Genomic DNA, 14854 nt, shown 5'->3' with positions numbered 1-14854 from the left:
CGCGCTCGCGCCGCCTCCCGACTCATCCCAGCGCCTGCCGCACGCTGTCCCAATCGAGCCCGAACCGCGCAAGATACTTGCGCAACCGGTCCGCGTCGTTCGGCTGCTTCTTGCTCTGGCGCGACACCGCGAACAGCGTGCGCCCGGCTTCCGACACACTCGCCGAGACGCGGCACACGTCCAGCACGCGTTCGAGCTGCACGCGGTCGAACAGGTCGAGTTCCGCCGCGCGTGCACCGAACACCGCGTCGACGCACGCGTCCGACGCCGGTCCGTCGCCCGGCGACGACCACGTGCGCGTCAGGCGATCGACCTCCTGTTCGGCGATGTCCTCGGTAATCCGTCCGGCATCGGCGAGCGTCGCCATCCGCGTAATCGATGCGGACAGTTCGCGGAAGTTGCCGGCCCACGTCGCGCGCGGCGATGCGGCGAATGCGAGATAGCGCCGCTTCGCCTCCACGTTGAACCGCACCTGTTCGCCCTGCTCGCGGCCGAAACGATCGAGCTCGAATTCGAGGTTCGGCTCGATGTCCTCGCGGCGTTCGGCCAATCCCGGCAATTCGTAAGTCCACAGGTTGATCCGCGCATACAGATCCTCGCGGAACGTGCCGGCCGCCACCATCTGCCGCAGGTCGCGATGCGTGCCGGCGATCAGTTCGAAATCGCTGGTCGCCTCGACGTCCGCGCCGACCGGCAGAAAGCGCTTCTCCTCGATCGCCTTCAGCAGCATCGCCTGCTCGTCGAGCCCGAGTTCGCCGATCTCGTCGAGAAACAGCAGGCCGCCGTCCGCCGCGCGCAGCAGACCCGCGCGTGCGGACTGCGCACCGGTGAACGCGCCCTTCACGTGCCCGAACAGCGTGGACATCGCCGCGTCGCCGCGCAGCGTCGCACAGTTGATCTCGATGAACGGCCCTGCGAGCCGATGGCGGCCGCGCTTCAGCTCGTACACGCGTTTCGCGAGAAACGACTTGCCGGCGCCCGTCGGGCCGACGAGCAGCATCGGCGCGCGCGAGCGCACGGCTACACGCTCCAGTTGCTCGATCAGCGCGTTGAAGCGCGCGTTGCGCGTCGCGATGCCGGCCTTCAGGAACGACACCGTCTCGTCGCGCTCGTGCGTGAAGCGCTGCGCGATCCGGTTGTAGCGCGACAGGTCGAGATCGATCACCGACATCGTGCCCGGCCCGCTCGGCCCTTCGTCGGTCTGCTGCGGCGGCCCGGTTTGCACGAGGCGCGCGGGCAGGTAGCGCGCCTCCGCGAGCAGGAACCAGCAGATCTGCGCGACGTGTGTGCCGGTCGTGATGTGGATCAGGTAGTCCTCGCGGTCGAGATCGAACGGATAGGCGCGCGCGTAGTCGTGCAGCGTCGCGTAGACCTCCTCGAAATCCCACGGATCGTGGATCGTGACCGGCGTGAGCCGCACGTCGGTATGCGGCGACAGTTCCGCGAGATCGTCGCGCACCTGCTCGGCGAGGCGCGTGTAGCCCGGCGGATGGAGCAATTCGAGGCGGTCGATCGCGAGATCCGGTTGCAGGCAGAGCGACACGGTCGGCCGCCACTTGCGGTAACGGCGCGGCGCGCGGCCGCCCTGATCAAGCACGGTGCCGAGAAAGCCGATGGCGACGGTTTTACGCATGTTTATCTCATGGGATAAAAGCCGATCCAATTGTATCCAGATTCCGGGATGACGCGGTAACAGCGCCCTCTTCGCCCATTGTCCGAAAATAAAAATCCTCCTTTTATTTCAATCACTTGCCGATACCTTTGCCGATCCCGCCAGCCGCTGGCACGCTCCTCGCTAAATAGAAGGCGCCGGATGTCCCGCTGGCCCGCGAGCCAGGGTTCACAAAGCCCTGCTGGTGCGCCGCCGCCGAACCTGGTTCGTTGCGGCAGTGCATGCCGCCATGGACAGACGAAGGCAAAGGGGCGCGCGAGGCAGCTTCGTCCGGGTTCGAATCCCGGGGCGCCCACTGTTCGGTAGCTCAACAGGTAGAGCAGCCGGCGCAAGCCGGTGTGTGGCGGGTTCGAATCCCGTCCGAACGTTGTCCGCAAGGACAATCTCTGATGAAAGCAGTACCCGCCGGCGCGGGCCGGGAAGCCCGCCGCGCGCCGAACCGGTTGCGGTTCCGCGCGATCGGCCGGGCGGCCGGACGGCCCGCGCGAATGCGCACGGCGACGCGATGCAGGATGCGTCGCCGCGTGCCGCAGCGCCGGCCAACGCGCCGCCTGCCCGATCGCGTCGCACCCCGATCCGTACGATGCGTGTCGCCCGGCGGTCATTGAAGAAAAGGACAAGAATATGTGGAAGCGTCATGTGGTGAAAAAGAACGAACGCGCGCTGCTGATGAATGAGGGCGATTTCGTGAAGGTGCTGGAGCCGGGCGTGTTCAAGGCCTTCGATCCGTTCAAGCGCCTGTCGGTGCAGACCGCGCGTCTCGACGCGCCGCTCGCCGATGCCGCGCTGGCCGACTACCTGCGTCACGACGCACCGGACGTGCTCGCGCGATACTTCGTCGCGATGGACCTGGCCGACGACGAAGCGGGCCTGCGCTACGAAGACGACGTGCTCGTCGAGATCCTGCCGCCGGGCACGCGCCGGCTGTACTGGCGCGGCCTGATCGCGCACCGTCTGGAGCGTGTCGATCTCGCGCAGGACAGCATGCTGCCGGCCGCGCTCGCGAAGCGCATCGCGCAACCGGCGCTGCGTGCGCGCGGCGTGGCGGGGCTGACAGGTGTGCTGCTTGCGCAGGTGCCGGCGTATCACGTCGGCGTGCTGAAGATCGACGGCAAGATCGAGCGGCTGCTGGACGCGGGCGTGACGGCGTTCTGGCGCTTCAACCGCGACGTGGCGGTCGAACTCGTCGACCTGCGCCTGCAGCCGCTCGAAGTCGCGGGGCAGGAAATCCTGACGCGCGACAAGGTCGCGCTGCGGCTGAACCTGTCGGCGACGTGGCGCTATGCGGATGTGCTGCATGCGTTCGGGCAGTTGCAGAAGCCGCTCGAACATCTGTATCGCGAGCTGCAGTTCGCGCTGCGCGCGGCCGTCGGCACGCGCTCGCTCGACGAACTGCTGGAGGACAAGCAGGCGATCGACGAGGTCGTGATCGCGCAGGTGCGCGCACGTCTCGAGCATTCTGGCGTGGAGGTGCGCAGCGTCGGCGTGAAGGATATCGTGCTGCCGGGCGACATGAAGACGATCCTCGCGCAGGTGGTCGAAGCCGAAAAGGCCGCGCAGGCGAACGTGATCCGCCGCCGCGAGGAAACGGCGGCGACCCGCTCGCTGCTGAACACCGCGAAGGTGATGGAAGAGAACCCGACCGCGCTGCGGCTCAAGGAACTGGAAACGCTGGAGCGCGTCGCGGAACGGATCGACCGCATCTCGGTGTTCGGCGGTCTCGACCAGGTGCTGAACGGACTCGTCAGCATCAAGGGTGCGTGATGCGCGAAACGCACGAAACCGGATGAAACGGCGCGGCGCATGGCCGCCGCGCCGGACGCATGAACGAATGGTGAAACCAATGAGCAACGACGATTATCAAGTGATGGAACTGGCGAACGGCAAGCCGGTGAAGATGTGGACGCAGGGCGTCGCCGTCGAGGACGACGCGCGCACGCAATTGCGCAACACTGCGCAGATGTCGTTCATCTTCAGGCACGTCGCGGTGATGCCGGACGTGCACCTCGGCAAGGGCTCGACGATCGGCAGCGTGATCCCGACGAAGGGCGCGATCATCCCGGCGGCGGTTGGCGTCGACATCGGCTGCGGGATGATGGCCGTGCGCACGACGCTCGCCGCCGCCGATCTGCCGGACTCGCTCGCGGGTCTGCGCGGCGCGATCGAACGCGCGGTGCCGCACGGCCGCGCGCCGGGCCGCCGCGATCCGGGTGCGTGGGGCGATCGCACGCCGGCCGCCGTGACGGATGCATGGAAGTCGCTGCTGCCGGGTTTTCAGCGGATCGTCGACAAGTATCCGAAGCTGGAGAAGACGAACCACTACGCGCACCTGGGCACGCTCGGCACCGGCAACCACTTCATCGAAGTGTGCATCGACGAAGCCGATCGCGTGTGGTTCATGCTGCATAGCGGCTCGCGCGGCGTCGGCAACGCGATCGGCAGCCTGTTCATCGAACTCGCGCAGGCCGACATGCGGCAGCACATCGCGAACCTGCCGGATCGCAACCTCGCGTATTTCAACGAGGGCAGCCGGCACTTTGACGATTACGTCGAAGCGGTCGGCTGGGCGCAAGACTACGCGCGCCGCAACCGGCAGGCAATGATGGATGCGGTGATCGGCGCGGCGCGCAGCGCGATCGCCAGGCCGTTCGGACTCGACGAACACGCGGTGAACTGCCACCACAACTACGTGCAGCGCGAACGCCACTTCGGCGAGGACGTGCTCGTGACCCGCAAGGGCGCGGTGTCCGCGCAGAAGGGGCAACTCGGAATCATTCCGGGCTCGATGGGCGCGAAGAGCTTCATCGTGCGCGGACTCGGCAACCCGGAGAGCTTTTGTTCGTGCAGCCACGGCGCCGGCCGCTCGATGAGCCGGACCGAAGCGAAGCGCCGCTTCACGGTCGACGACCAGGTGAGCGCGACGCGTGGCGTCGAATGCCGGAAGGACGCGGGCGTCGTCGACGAAATCCCGATGGCCTACAAGGACATCGATGCGGTGATGGCGGCGCAGCGCAGCCTCGTCGAGGTGGTGCACACGCTGCGTCAGGTGGTGTGCGTGAAAGGATAGCGGGCGCGCCGCCGGCACCCGCTCGCCAACGAACGGCGCGATGCCCGCAGGCATCGCGCCTTTTCCCGTTGCGCGCGCCTTCGACCGCCATCGCACGATTCGCTGCCGCAGCAGCGGTATACTCGACTCGACGCTGTCCGGCCGCGCTCGATCCGCATCGCGCGCTTACGATGCGCTTGCAACCGGACGTCCGCCCTGCTCCCTGTCATTGCCGATACGAACCGTCATGTTTCGTCATCTCCCGCTTGCTGTCGCCGTCATCCTGCTCACCGCGTCGCTGTCCGCTGCCGCGCGCGACCCCGCGCAACATCCGGTCGCGCGCGATTTCAAGAACTGGTCGGTCGTCTGCGACAACGCGAATCGCTGCGTTGCCGAGGGCGGCAACGACGACATCGACGACACGCGCACCAGCCTGATCGTGCGGCTCACGCGCGACGCCGGCCCCGATGCGCGGCCGTCGCTGGAGATATTCGCGTCGGCGCCGCTCGATCTGCGCACCGCGCGCGCGGACGGTCAGCCGTTCGATGCAGTGCAAGCCGAGTGGCACGCGGTCGCGAAGACGAGCGACGAAGACGACGACGTCTATCCGTTCCATATTCGCACCAGCGATCCGACGACGGTCGACGCATGGCTGACGATGTCGCACAACGCACAGGTGCTCGGTTTCGGCGACCCGGCCGACACGCGGACGCCGCGCGTTTCGCTATCGGGGCTCAACGCCGCGCTGCTGCTGATCGACGACACGCAGGGCCGCATCGGCACGGTCACCGCGCTGTTGCGCAAGGGCGCCAAACCCGCATCGGCGGTACCCGTCGCGCCGGCGCTGCCGCCCGCGCCCGTTCCGGCGCCGCGCGTGGCCGATCTCACGCCCGCCGAACAACGCCCGCTCGTCGACGCAGTATTCGACAAGTTCGGCGGCAGCGTGAAGCGTTGCGCGGCCGATGCCGGCGACGCAATGTCGGCGCCCGATCGCCGCAAGGCCGCGTCGGCCACCGCGATCTCGACCGCCGATGCGATCGTGTCGATCCCGTGTCAGACGAGCAGCGCGTACAACCATACGGACCTGTGGTATCGCGTACACCGCAGCGCGCCGTATGCGCCGACGCCGCTCGACTTCGGCGAGAACGCCAGCGCGGGCCTCGACCCGGCGTCGTTCTCGAACCAGCTGACCGAAGCCATCTACGATCCCGCGCATGCGACGCTGTCGAGCCTCGATCGCGTGCGCAGCGCCGGCGATTGCGGGTCGAGCGCGTCGTGGGTGTTCGACGGCAAGCGCTTCGTGCTGAGCGACGTCGCGATGCACGGCGCGTGCAACGGGCTGTTCCAGGATCAGTGGCCGCGGCTGTATCGCACCGCAGCGTCGACGAATGTGCGGCCCTGACGCAAACGCATCGCGACAATCAAGGCGGCAATCCGCAACAATACCGAGGCTCCGAGCCATGCCCCCCTCTTCCCTCGTGTCGATGCGTCGACGCGTCGCGGCGATCCCGTTCGCGTCCGTCGTCGCCCTGCTGGCGTCCGCGCCCACGAGCGCCGCGGCGGCCGCGACGGATACGCACGCCGAACCCACCGTCGAATTCCCCGTGTGGTCCGACACGTGGGTCGGCACGCTCGGCAACCGGCACATCGAGGTGGCGTTGTCACGCACGGCCGACACGCTGGCGGGCACGTACTGCTATGCGCCGTGCGCGACGAGCGTGCGTTATCGCCTGTCGCTGCAAGGGTCGGTCGACCCGCGCGGGGCATCGCTGTCGGAACGGGACATCGGCGCGGCATCGAACCCCGAGCGCGTAACGGGCACCTGGAAGATGGACGGCTTCAACGACACGGCGTCGGGCACGTGGACGTCGCCGGACGGCAAACGCACGCTGCCCGTATCGCTCGCCAGAAAGCATGACGGCAAGCGGTTCCCGTACGACGTCCATCTCGTCGCGAATGCATTGCCGGGAAACGGCTCATGCGACGACACCCCGCATGTCACCGCGATTCGGCTTTACGACCATGCGCGCCTCGTGCAGACGCTCGCGACCGACTCGCAAGGCGCATGCGGCATTTTCACGCCCGAGTTCGACGACGTGAACTTCGACGGGTGGCCCGACCTGATGCTCGCGCAATCGATGGGCGCCGGCCCGAACATTCCGTATCAGACATGGATCTTCGATCCGAAGACGCGGCGCTTCGTCGACGCGCCGCCCAAACTGCAGGCGATCACGTCGCCGTCGTTCGATCCCGTGCACCGGATTGTCTGGACGAGCTGGCGCGCGAGTGCCGCCGAGCACGGCGTGACGACCTACCGCTGGCAGGGCAACGACGTGAAGGAGATCGACACGGCAACCAGCTATCTGTTGCCGGTGCTGGACGGGAACACGCGCCGCTATTGCTACATCACGCCGAGCTATGGCGACGGTTTCATCGAATTCCCGCAACGCATCGAACAAATCGCGTCCGGGAGCCTGCGCGCCACGCTGCCGAATCCGAAGGACTGCGAAACCGACGATTCGCCGTTCCTCTCCCGAACGTATATCGACATCTGGAAAGCCGGCGCGGCCGGCCATGCGCCGGCGCTCGTCCGCACGGAAGCCGTCACATGGAAGCCGGCGCAAACGCGTGCGGGCCGGAAGTTCTGCCCGGAGGTGCCGTTCTACGACAACGGCCGGATCCGCCGGATCCTGCTGCGCGACGATCCCGACCAGTGCAGCGATACGAATCCGGACAAGGGCTAGCCGGACGCAGGCCGTCGCGGCATGGCGCGGCCCCCGTCGCTTCGCGTCACCTCACGTCACGCGCCGACGATCGAGATCGAGAACCCGTCCCAGCCCTTCAGCCCGACCGTCTGCACGGCGGTCGTCGCGACGTTCGGCTCGGCGACGATCCGCGCGAACCCGTTGCGCACGCCGACGACATCCGGCTCGTGATTGTCGGGATCGGCAACGCGCCCGCCCCGCACGACGTTGTCGACGACGATCACCGTGCCGGGCCGCGACAGCTTCAGCGCGGCGTCCAGATAAACGGCGTTGCTGTCCTTGTCCGCATCGATGAAGATGAAGTCGAACGGTGCCTCGCCCGCATCGACGAGCCGCGCGAGGCTGTCCTTCGCGCTGCCGACGACGACCGACACGATGCTCGCGAACCCGGCGCGCGCGATGTTCCGCGTCGCGACCTTCGCATGGTCGGGATTCAGTTCGAGCGTGACGAGCTGCCCGTCCGGCGGCAACGCGCGCGCGAGCCAGATCGTGCTGTAGCCGCCGAGCGTGCCGACCTCGAGGATGCGCCGCGCACCGCGGATCGTCGCGAGCAGTTGCAGCAGCTTGCCCTGGTTCGGCGCGACGTTGATCGCGGGCAGCCCGGCCGCGTCGCTCGCCGCGAGCGCGGCGTCGAGCGCGTCGTCGGACGGCACGAGCGTCGCCGAAAAATACGCATCCACCTTGTTCCACTGATCCTGAGCCATCGCGCATCCTTTGCCTGTAGTGTGTGGAAAAGGCATTCTATGCGGCGCAAGCCCATAAGCAACAAACCATTCGTTCTAAGGGCAGCGGCGCGCATGCTCCTATAATCGCTCGACGATCACAACAACATACGGAGCACCCATGACCGATCAGGCCTCTTCGAACTGGCGCCTCGAAACCATCGCCGTGCACGGCGGCTATCGCCCCGACCCGACCACACGCGCGGTGGCGGTGCCGATCTACCAGACCGTTGCGTACGCATTCGACGACACGCAGCACGGCGCGGACCTGTTCGACCTGAAGGTCCAGGGCAACATCTACACGCGGATCATGAATCCGACGACCGACGTGCTCGAGCAGCGGATCGCCGCGCTCGAGGGCGGCATCGGCGCGCTCGCGCTCGCATCGGGCCAGGCGGCCGTCACGTACGCGATCCAGACGATCGCGGAAGCGGGCGACAACATCGTGTCCGCGAGTTCGCTGTACGGCGGCACCTACAACCTGTTCGCGCACACGTTGCCGCAATACGGGATCACGACGCGCTTCGCCGATCCGCGCGACCCCGCATCGTTCGAGCCGCTGATCGACACACGCACGAAGGCGATCTTCGCGGAATCGGTCGGCAACCCACTCGGCAACGTGACCGACATCGCCGCGCTCGCCGACATCGCACATCGCCACGGGATCCCGCTGATCGTCGACAACACGGTGCCGTCGCCGTACCTGCTGCGCCCGTTCGAGCACGGCGCGGACATCGTCGTGCACTCGCTGACGAAATATCTCGGCGGCCACGGCACGAGCCTCGGCGGCGCGATCGTCGATTCGGGCAAGTTCCCGTGGGCACAGCACGCGGAGCGCTTCAAGCGGCTCAACGAGCCGGACGTCAGCTATCACGGCGTCGTCTATACGGAAGCGTTCGGGCCGGCCGCGTATATCGGCCGCGCACGCGTGGTGCCGCTGCGCAACATGGGTGCGGCGATCTCGCCGTTCAACGCGTTCCAGATCCTGCAGGGCATCGAGACGCTCGCGCTGCGCGTCGAGCGCATCAGCGACAACGCGCTGAAGATCGCGCAGCATCTCGCGCGCCATGAAAACGTCGAATGGGTGAACTACGCGGGGCTGCCCGATCATCCGGACCATCCGCTCGTCGCGCGCTACCTGTCCGGCCGCGCGCCGGGCATCCTGACGTTCGGCGTGAAGGGCGGCCGCGACGGCGGCGCGAAGTTCCAGGACGCGCTGAAGCTGTTCACGCGGCTCGTGAACATCGGCGACACGAAGTCGCTCGCGACGCATCCGGCCTCGACGACGCACCGGCAGTTGTCGCCGGCCGAACTCGCGAAGGCCGGCGTGAAGGAGGAAACGGTGCGGCTGTCGATCGGCATCGAGCATATCGACGACCTGCTCGCCGATCTCGACCAGGCGCTCGCGCAGGTGTGACGGGAAGCGGGCGGACACCGTCGCTCCGCATCGAACGACGGCACCCCTTCAGATGCGAGGGGGTGCCGCGCGTCGGGCAGAACGTGTGCGGGGTGCCGGCAAGCACCCGTCAGGCACCCCCCTGCTTCTCACGCCGGCGTAGCACCAGCCAGTCGAGCAGTTGCCGCCCGTCGCGTTCGCCGAACCATTGCGCATGCCCGATCAGATAACCGTCGTACGCAACGTCGACAATATCGGGCGCGTTGACGATACAGCCGAAATACGCGACTTCCGACAGCGCGAACTCCGTATGCACGATCGGCAGCAGCGCGACCAGCGCCGCATGGGCATCGTCGCTCAGCGGTTCGAGCGACTCGTAGCCGTCGAGCAGCGCGGCGATCTGTTCGTATTCGATGCGACGCGCATCGGCCGGCGCCATCCAGTCGACCGTGTTGCGCTCGATCGCTAGAGCGACGTCCATCACCGCACAGGTACGATCCGCCAAACCGAAGTCGAGCACCGTCCGAACCTCCGCACCCGGCCCGGCATCGGTCCACAGCAGGTTCGACGCATGCCAGTCGCCGTGCGTCCACAGCGGCGGCAACGCGCGCAGCAGCGGCACGAGGCGCGCGTGATGCGGGCCGATGACGCTCGCGACATCACCGCGCCAGTCGCGCTTGCCGAGCGCGTTGACGAGCAACGGCTGCGCCGTGACCCAGCGTTCCAGCGCACCGGCAAGATCGCCCGACGACAGCACGCGAAAACTCGACAGCAGCGGGCGAACCGGCCGCGCGGGCGCATCGTAGCCGGCCGATGCGCGATGCAGTTCGGCCAGCGCGCGGCCGGCCGCGTACGCATGCGACGGATGCGTGAACGGCTTCCACGACATCACGCCGCGATACGCGTCGACACCCGGCGCGACCACGTGCACTTCATACGTCCAGTCGCCGGATGCGAACGCGGTCGTGCCGTCGCGGCCGGCAAGCACGTCCGCCACCGGCACGCCCCGCGCGCGCAGATGCGCGATGAAGCGATGCTCTTCCTCGAGCCCCGCGACGTCGCGCAGGCTCGCGTGATGACGCTTGACGAACAGCGCGCACTCGTCGGTCGTGCGCACCAGCACGGCCGCCGAGAACGGCCGCGGGCTGTGCCACGTGAGGCGCGCGGGCGCGCCGACGCCATCGATGCGCGCGAGCACGGCCGCGACTTCGTCGTGCGTCATCAGCGGCCAGTCGCGTTCGGCCTGTTCGCCGTCGACGCCGAACTGCGGCGGCGCGACCTCGCGCGCATCGGCGAGCTCACGCGATGCGGGCGCATCCGGCTCGAGAGGAAATGACATGAACGACGTTGCTCCGTAGTGAATCAGCCTGCCGGGCTCGCCGTCGCGCGCAGCGCGTCGGCCGTCCGGCTCCAGTCGCGCCAGCCGACGACGGCGAGCGCGATGAACAGCGCATAGAGTCCGGCTGTCAGATACAGCTCCTTGAACACGAACATCCCGACATACACGACGTTCACGACGATCCACAGCCCCCACGACGCGATGTAGCGCCGCGCGGTCCAGTATTGCGCGACGAGGCTGAACGCAGTCAGCGACGCATCGACGAACGGCAACGCCGCATCGGTCCAGCGCGCCATCATCCCGCCGAGCAGCGCGCTGCCGACCACGGCCGCGATCAGGTCGGGCAGCATCTGGCGCGGCCGCACGCCGGTGACGGGCGCGACATCGCCCGCCGCCGCCGCGCCGCCGCCCGCCTCCAGCGTACGCTGCGCGATCCAGCGCCTCCAGCCGTACACCTGCAGCACCGCGAACGCGCCTTGCAGCAGCATGTCCGAATACAGCTTCGCGTCGAAGAAGATCCAGCCGTATAGCGCGACCGACGCAAGCCCGACGGGCCAGCACAGCATGCGCCGCTTCGCGGTCAGCCAGATCGCGAGTGCGCTGACGATCACGCCGGCGATTTCGAGTGGGGACATCGTCTGTGCTCTCCTGGTTGGCTACCGGGGCCGCGCATCATGCGGCCGGATCCGGACGATCAGAAATCATAGGTCAACGACACGCGCGCGGTGCGCGGCGCGCCCGGGAACAGGTACGCGTCGCCCTGCTGCTCGCCCGCGTCTCGCCAATAGAACTTGTTGAACAGGTTGTCCACCGACACGCGCAGCACCGTGCGATGGCGGCCGATCTTCGTCGTATAGCGCGCGCCGAGACTGAACACGAACCACGACGGCACGCGCGCGGTGCCCTCTTCGTTCGCGTTGCGCGCGGCGCTGTACTCGACGCCGCCGAGCACGTTCAGGCCCGCGACGCCCGGCACCGCGTAATCCGCGTACAGCGACGCGCGCAGCACCGGCACGTTGATGATCTGGTGCCCTTCGTACGCGGGCGAACCCGAATCGTACGCGCGCGCACGGATCGCCGCGACGCTGGCCGTCAGCGACAGCCGCTCGGTAAGCCGGCCGGCCGCGCCGAGCTCGATCCCCTGGTGGCGCTCCGTGCCGCGCTGCACGAACGTATAGCTCGTGCCCGACGCATCGGGGTCGGCGAACTGGAACGGCTTGCTGATCGAGAACACGGCCGCCGTGAGGCTCAGCCGGTCGAGCCAGTCGTATTTCGCGCCGAGCTCGAACTGGTGCGATTCGACGGGCGGCAGAAACGCATATGCGTTGGTCGCGCGCACCGGCGCCTGGTCGCCGAGCGACAGCGCCTTGCTGTACGACGCATACAGCGACAGCTCGTTCACCGGCTTGTAGACAAGCGCGAGCTGCGGCAGGAACACCGAGCGGTCGGTGTGCGTCGCGTCGCCGTCGAGGCTGTCCCAGCTGCGCTGGCGCAGCAGCACTTCCTTGCCGCCCGCGAGCACCTGCCAGTGCTCGCCGATGCTGATGCGGTCGAGCCCGAACACGCCGTACTGCCACGCATCGAGTTGCGGATACGACGGTCCGGCCGAGTTCGGCGACGGCGCGAACGCGACGTCCGGCCCGTAGACGTTCTCGCTGCCGACGTAGTCGTACACGGCGTCGGCCATGTGCACGACACGGCGCTGCACGCTCACGCCGAGCGTCAGCTCGTGCTGCAGCGGGCCGGTCGCGAACTTGCCCGTCGTCACCGCCCGCAGATCGTCGTTGCGGCGGTATTCGCCCGGGCTGCGGAAATCGTACACGTCGTAGTCGCCGTTCGCGCCGAAGAAGAACGGCGACGTCGTGCCGGCCGCGCAGCTCGGTGCGTACGAGCAACCGTACGGGAACGCGCTGTTGTCGTCGATCATCGTACGGCTGCGGCCCACAGCGACGTATGCCTTCCAGGCGTCGTTGAACTGGTAGTCGAAGCGCGCGTTCAGGTTCAGCGCGTCGGTCGTCACCGGCTTTGCCCACGGCTGCGTGCCGAGCGCCTTCGACGTCGTGTTGACGGACGGCACGACGGTGCCGCCGAGCAGTTGATAGCCCGGTGCCGAACGCTGGATCCACTGCTGGAATTCCGCGTTGAGCTGCAGGCTCGCGCGCGGGCTGATGTCCCAGTCGGCGGCGATCGAACCGAACGTGCGCCGGCCGTTCGTGCCGTCGACGTACGAGTGCATGTTCTCCTTCGCCGCATTGATCCGGAAACCAAACTGATTGTCCGGGCCGAAGCGGCGGCCGAGATCGACGGCCGCCGACGTCGAGCCGCGGCTGTCGACGCCGGTCGTCACGCTCGCGACGTTGGCCGAGCGCTTCGTCACGAAGTTGATCACGCCGCCCGGCGCGACCACGCCGCTGTCGATGCCGGCCAGCCCCTTCAGGATCTCGACGCGCTCCTTGTTCTCGAGCGGCACGTTCTGCTCACCGGACACGGTGAGCCCGTCGATCCGGATCGCGCTCGCGAGATCGACCGGGAAACCGCGGATCGCGAAGCCTTCGTAGTAGCCGACCGGCGCATAGTCGTTGACGACCGATGCGTCGTTGCGCACCACGTCGCTCAGGCGCCTGGCCTGCTGATCGTCGATCTGCGCGCGCGTGACGACGCTGACGGAGGCCGGCGTGTCGCGCAGCGGCGCGTCGTCGAGCCCTGCGACCGACGCGTCGCGCGTGCGAAACGTGCTGCCGCGCTCGCCGCTGACCGTGATCGCCGGCAGCGTCGCGCTGCCCGCCGCATCGGCGTCCGGCGCCGGTGCGTCTCCCTGCGCCGCGGCAGCCTGCGCCGCGAAAAGCGTGATGCCGAGACCGACGCCAAGCCCGACCTTCGCGCGCCGCCGCCGTGCGCGCGACGCTGTTGTTCTATTTACCGTCATTGTTCTGGATGGAAAACTCGCCACTCGACCCTGTCGAAACACGTTACGAAGCTGCGAAGCGCGATCCCGCGAACGAATCCGCGACGGGCCCGGCGAATCTCCGGGCGCGTGCGTCGACACGACATTCATCAGACGAATCGGGCGATGCGGCCGCATGCTGGCCGATCGATCGGGAAAGCGCAGGATGGGACATCGGATCCGGATGACGTACCGGGTCCCGACGCGGCCGCCGATTCGTTCGTCGGGTGCCTGTCGGGCGGGCCGGCTGCATCGCGCGGTCTTGTGTTGCGGGGGACGCTTCGAACGCCCCGGTGCGGGCGCGCGGCGCGGCGGTGCGCCGTTCGTCGGAACGGCGGCAGGCCCGGCGCGCGCGGCATCGCGGCGTGGCGCGCATTTTACCCCGGGCGGGCGCGGCGGCAGGAAAACCGCCCGGCGGGCGGACGCGGCGGGCGGCATGACCGCCGCCGCTGGACAACTACGCGGTATCGGCGGCTTTCAGCCCCCATGCGTCGATCATCTGCTGGCGCATCACGAACTTCTGCACCTTGCCCGTCACCGTCATCGGCAATTCGTCGACGAAACAGACGTACTTCGGGACCTTGTAATGCGCGATCTGGCCGTCACAGAACGCACGCACGTCGTCCTCGGTCATGTGCTCGTCCGCGCGCAGGACGATCCACGCGCACAGCTCCTCGCCGTATTTCGCGTCCGGCACACCGAACACCTGCACGCTCTGGATCTTCGGATGCCGGAACAGGAATTCCTCGATCTCGCGTGGATAGATGTTCTCGCCGCCGCGGATCACCATGTCCTTCAACCGGCCGACGATGTTGCAGTAGCCGTCCTCGTCGAGCGTCGCGAGATCACCCGTATGCATCCAGCCGTCGACGATCGTTTCCTGCGTTTTCGCATCGTCGTCCCAGTAGCCGAGCATCACCGAATAGCCCTTCGTGCACAGCTCGCCCGTCGCACCGACCGGCACGATATC

Annotated in this window: 11 protein-coding genes and 1 tRNA gene; 6 read left to right on the top strand and 6 right to left on the bottom strand. The window is 67.7% G+C overall.

Annotated elements, in window-relative coordinates; all coding sequences use genetic code 11:
- Positions 1-22: 22 nt before the first annotated feature.
- Positions 23-1633, bottom strand: coding sequence for an RNA repair transcriptional activator RtcR (gene rtcR, locus DIE13_RS29140; RefSeq protein WP_124830499.1), 1611 nt, complete (start codon positions 1631-1633; stop codon positions 23-25).
- A 335-nt stretch (positions 1634-1968) separates the two neighbouring features.
- Here rtcR and DIE13_RS29135 point away from each other — a divergent pair.
- From DIE13_RS29135 to DIE13_RS29115, 5 genes are all read left to right on the top strand, one after another.
- Positions 1969-2040, top strand: a tRNA-Cys gene (locus DIE13_RS29135).
- 256 nt (positions 2041-2296) lie between these two features.
- The gene (locus DIE13_RS29130; RefSeq protein WP_124830498.1) at positions 2297-3436 is read left to right on the top strand and encodes a slipin family protein; all 1140 of its coding nucleotides are present in this window, start codon (positions 2297-2299) and stop codon (positions 3434-3436) included.
- Between the two features lie 79 nt (positions 3437-3515).
- A complete protein-coding gene (locus tag DIE13_RS29125) occupies positions 3516-4739 on the top strand; it encodes an RtcB family protein (protein WP_124830497.1) in 1224 nt (407 codons plus the stop codon).
- 226 nt (positions 4740-4965) lie between these two features.
- On the top strand, positions 4966-6120 hold the full coding sequence (locus DIE13_RS29120) for a DUF1176 domain-containing protein (RefSeq protein WP_124830496.1): 1155 nt from the start codon (positions 4966-4968) through the stop codon (positions 6118-6120).
- Positions 6121-6178: 58 nt separating this feature from the next.
- Positions 6179-7462, top strand: coding sequence for an XAC2610-related protein (locus DIE13_RS29115; RefSeq protein ID WP_124830495.1), 1284 nt, complete (start codon positions 6179-6181; stop codon positions 7460-7462).
- Between the two features lie 56 nt (positions 7463-7518).
- On the opposite strand, the gene DIE13_RS29110 is transcribed toward DIE13_RS29115, so the two are convergent.
- Complete coding sequence (locus DIE13_RS29110; RefSeq protein WP_124830494.1) at positions 7519-8187, bottom strand: O-methyltransferase; 669 nt, start codon at positions 8185-8187, stop codon at positions 7519-7521.
- A 139-nt stretch (positions 8188-8326) separates the two neighbouring features.
- On the opposite strand from DIE13_RS29110, the gene DIE13_RS29105 reads away from it, so the two are divergent.
- On the top strand, positions 8327-9622 hold the full coding sequence (locus DIE13_RS29105) for an O-acetylhomoserine aminocarboxypropyltransferase/cysteine synthase family protein (RefSeq protein ID WP_124830493.1): 1296 nt from the start codon (positions 8327-8329) through the stop codon (positions 9620-9622).
- Positions 9623-9731: 109 nt separating this feature from the next.
- Here DIE13_RS29105 and DIE13_RS29100 read toward each other — a convergent pair whose 3' ends face one another.
- The 4 genes from DIE13_RS29100 to DIE13_RS29085 all read right to left on the bottom strand — a co-directional run.
- A complete protein-coding gene (locus tag DIE13_RS29100) occupies positions 9732-10940 on the bottom strand; it encodes a phosphotransferase enzyme family protein (RefSeq protein ID WP_124830492.1) in 1209 nt (402 codons plus the stop codon).
- 23 nt (positions 10941-10963) lie between these two features.
- Positions 10964-11575: a nicotinamide riboside transporter PnuC gene (pnuC, locus tag DIE13_RS29095; protein ID WP_124830491.1), complete on the bottom strand. Its 612-nt coding sequence runs from the start codon at positions 11573-11575 to the stop codon at positions 10964-10966.
- 59 nt (positions 11576-11634) lie between these two features.
- Entirely contained in the window at positions 11635-13866 is a 2232-nt protein-coding gene (locus tag DIE13_RS29090) for a TonB-dependent siderophore receptor (RefSeq protein ID WP_124830490.1), read from the bottom strand.
- Positions 13867-14341: 475 nt separating this feature from the next.
- Positions 14342-14854 (bottom strand): AMP-binding enzyme (locus DIE13_RS29085; RefSeq protein ID WP_148094090.1); only part of this gene is annotated, 513 nt, incomplete at its 5' end.

Origin of the sequence: Burkholderia sp. Bp9016, from assembly GCF_003857765.1 — a bacterium.
In the GTDB taxonomy this organism is placed as follows: domain Bacteria; phylum Pseudomonadota; class Gammaproteobacteria; order Burkholderiales; family Burkholderiaceae; genus Burkholderia.
The sequence above is the reverse complement of the archived record's forward strand: the minus strand, read 5'-3'. Positions and strand labels throughout refer to the sequence as shown.

What these genes read in the sequence shown, in the direction of transcription:
- DIE13_RS29105 (WP_124830493.1), top strand. Translation starts at nt 8,327, where the DNA reads ATGACCGATCAGGCCTCTTCGAACTGGCGCCTCGAAACCATCGCCGTG.
- DIE13_RS29125 (WP_124830497.1), top strand. Translation starts at nt 3,516, where the DNA reads ATGAGCAACGACGATTATCAAGTGATGGAACTGGCGAACGGCAAGCCG.
- DIE13_RS29090 (WP_124830490.1), bottom strand. Translation starts at nt 13,866, where the DNA reads ATGACGGTAAATAGAACAACAGCGTCGCGCGCACGGCGGCGGCGCGCG.
- DIE13_RS29100 (WP_124830492.1), bottom strand. Translation starts at nt 10,940, where the DNA reads ATGTCATTTCCTCTCGAGCCGGATGCGCCCGCATCGCGTGAGCTCGCC.
- DIE13_RS29120 (WP_124830496.1), top strand. Translation starts at nt 4,966, where the DNA reads ATGTTTCGTCATCTCCCGCTTGCTGTCGCCGTCATCCTGCTCACCGCG.
- pnuC (WP_124830491.1), bottom strand. Translation starts at nt 11,575, where the DNA reads ATGTCCCCACTCGAAATCGCCGGCGTGATCGTCAGCGCACTCGCGATC.
- rtcR (WP_124830499.1), bottom strand. Translation starts at nt 1,633, where the DNA reads ATGCGTAAAACCGTCGCCATCGGCTTTCTCGGCACCGTGCTTGATCAG.
- DIE13_RS29130 (WP_124830498.1), top strand. Translation starts at nt 2,297, where the DNA reads ATGTGGAAGCGTCATGTGGTGAAAAAGAACGAACGCGCGCTGCTGATG.
- DIE13_RS29115 (WP_124830495.1), top strand. Translation starts at nt 6,179, where the DNA reads ATGCCCCCCTCTTCCCTCGTGTCGATGCGTCGACGCGTCGCGGCGATC.
- DIE13_RS29110 (WP_124830494.1), bottom strand. Translation starts at nt 8,187, where the DNA reads ATGGCTCAGGATCAGTGGAACAAGGTGGATGCGTATTTTTCGGCGACG.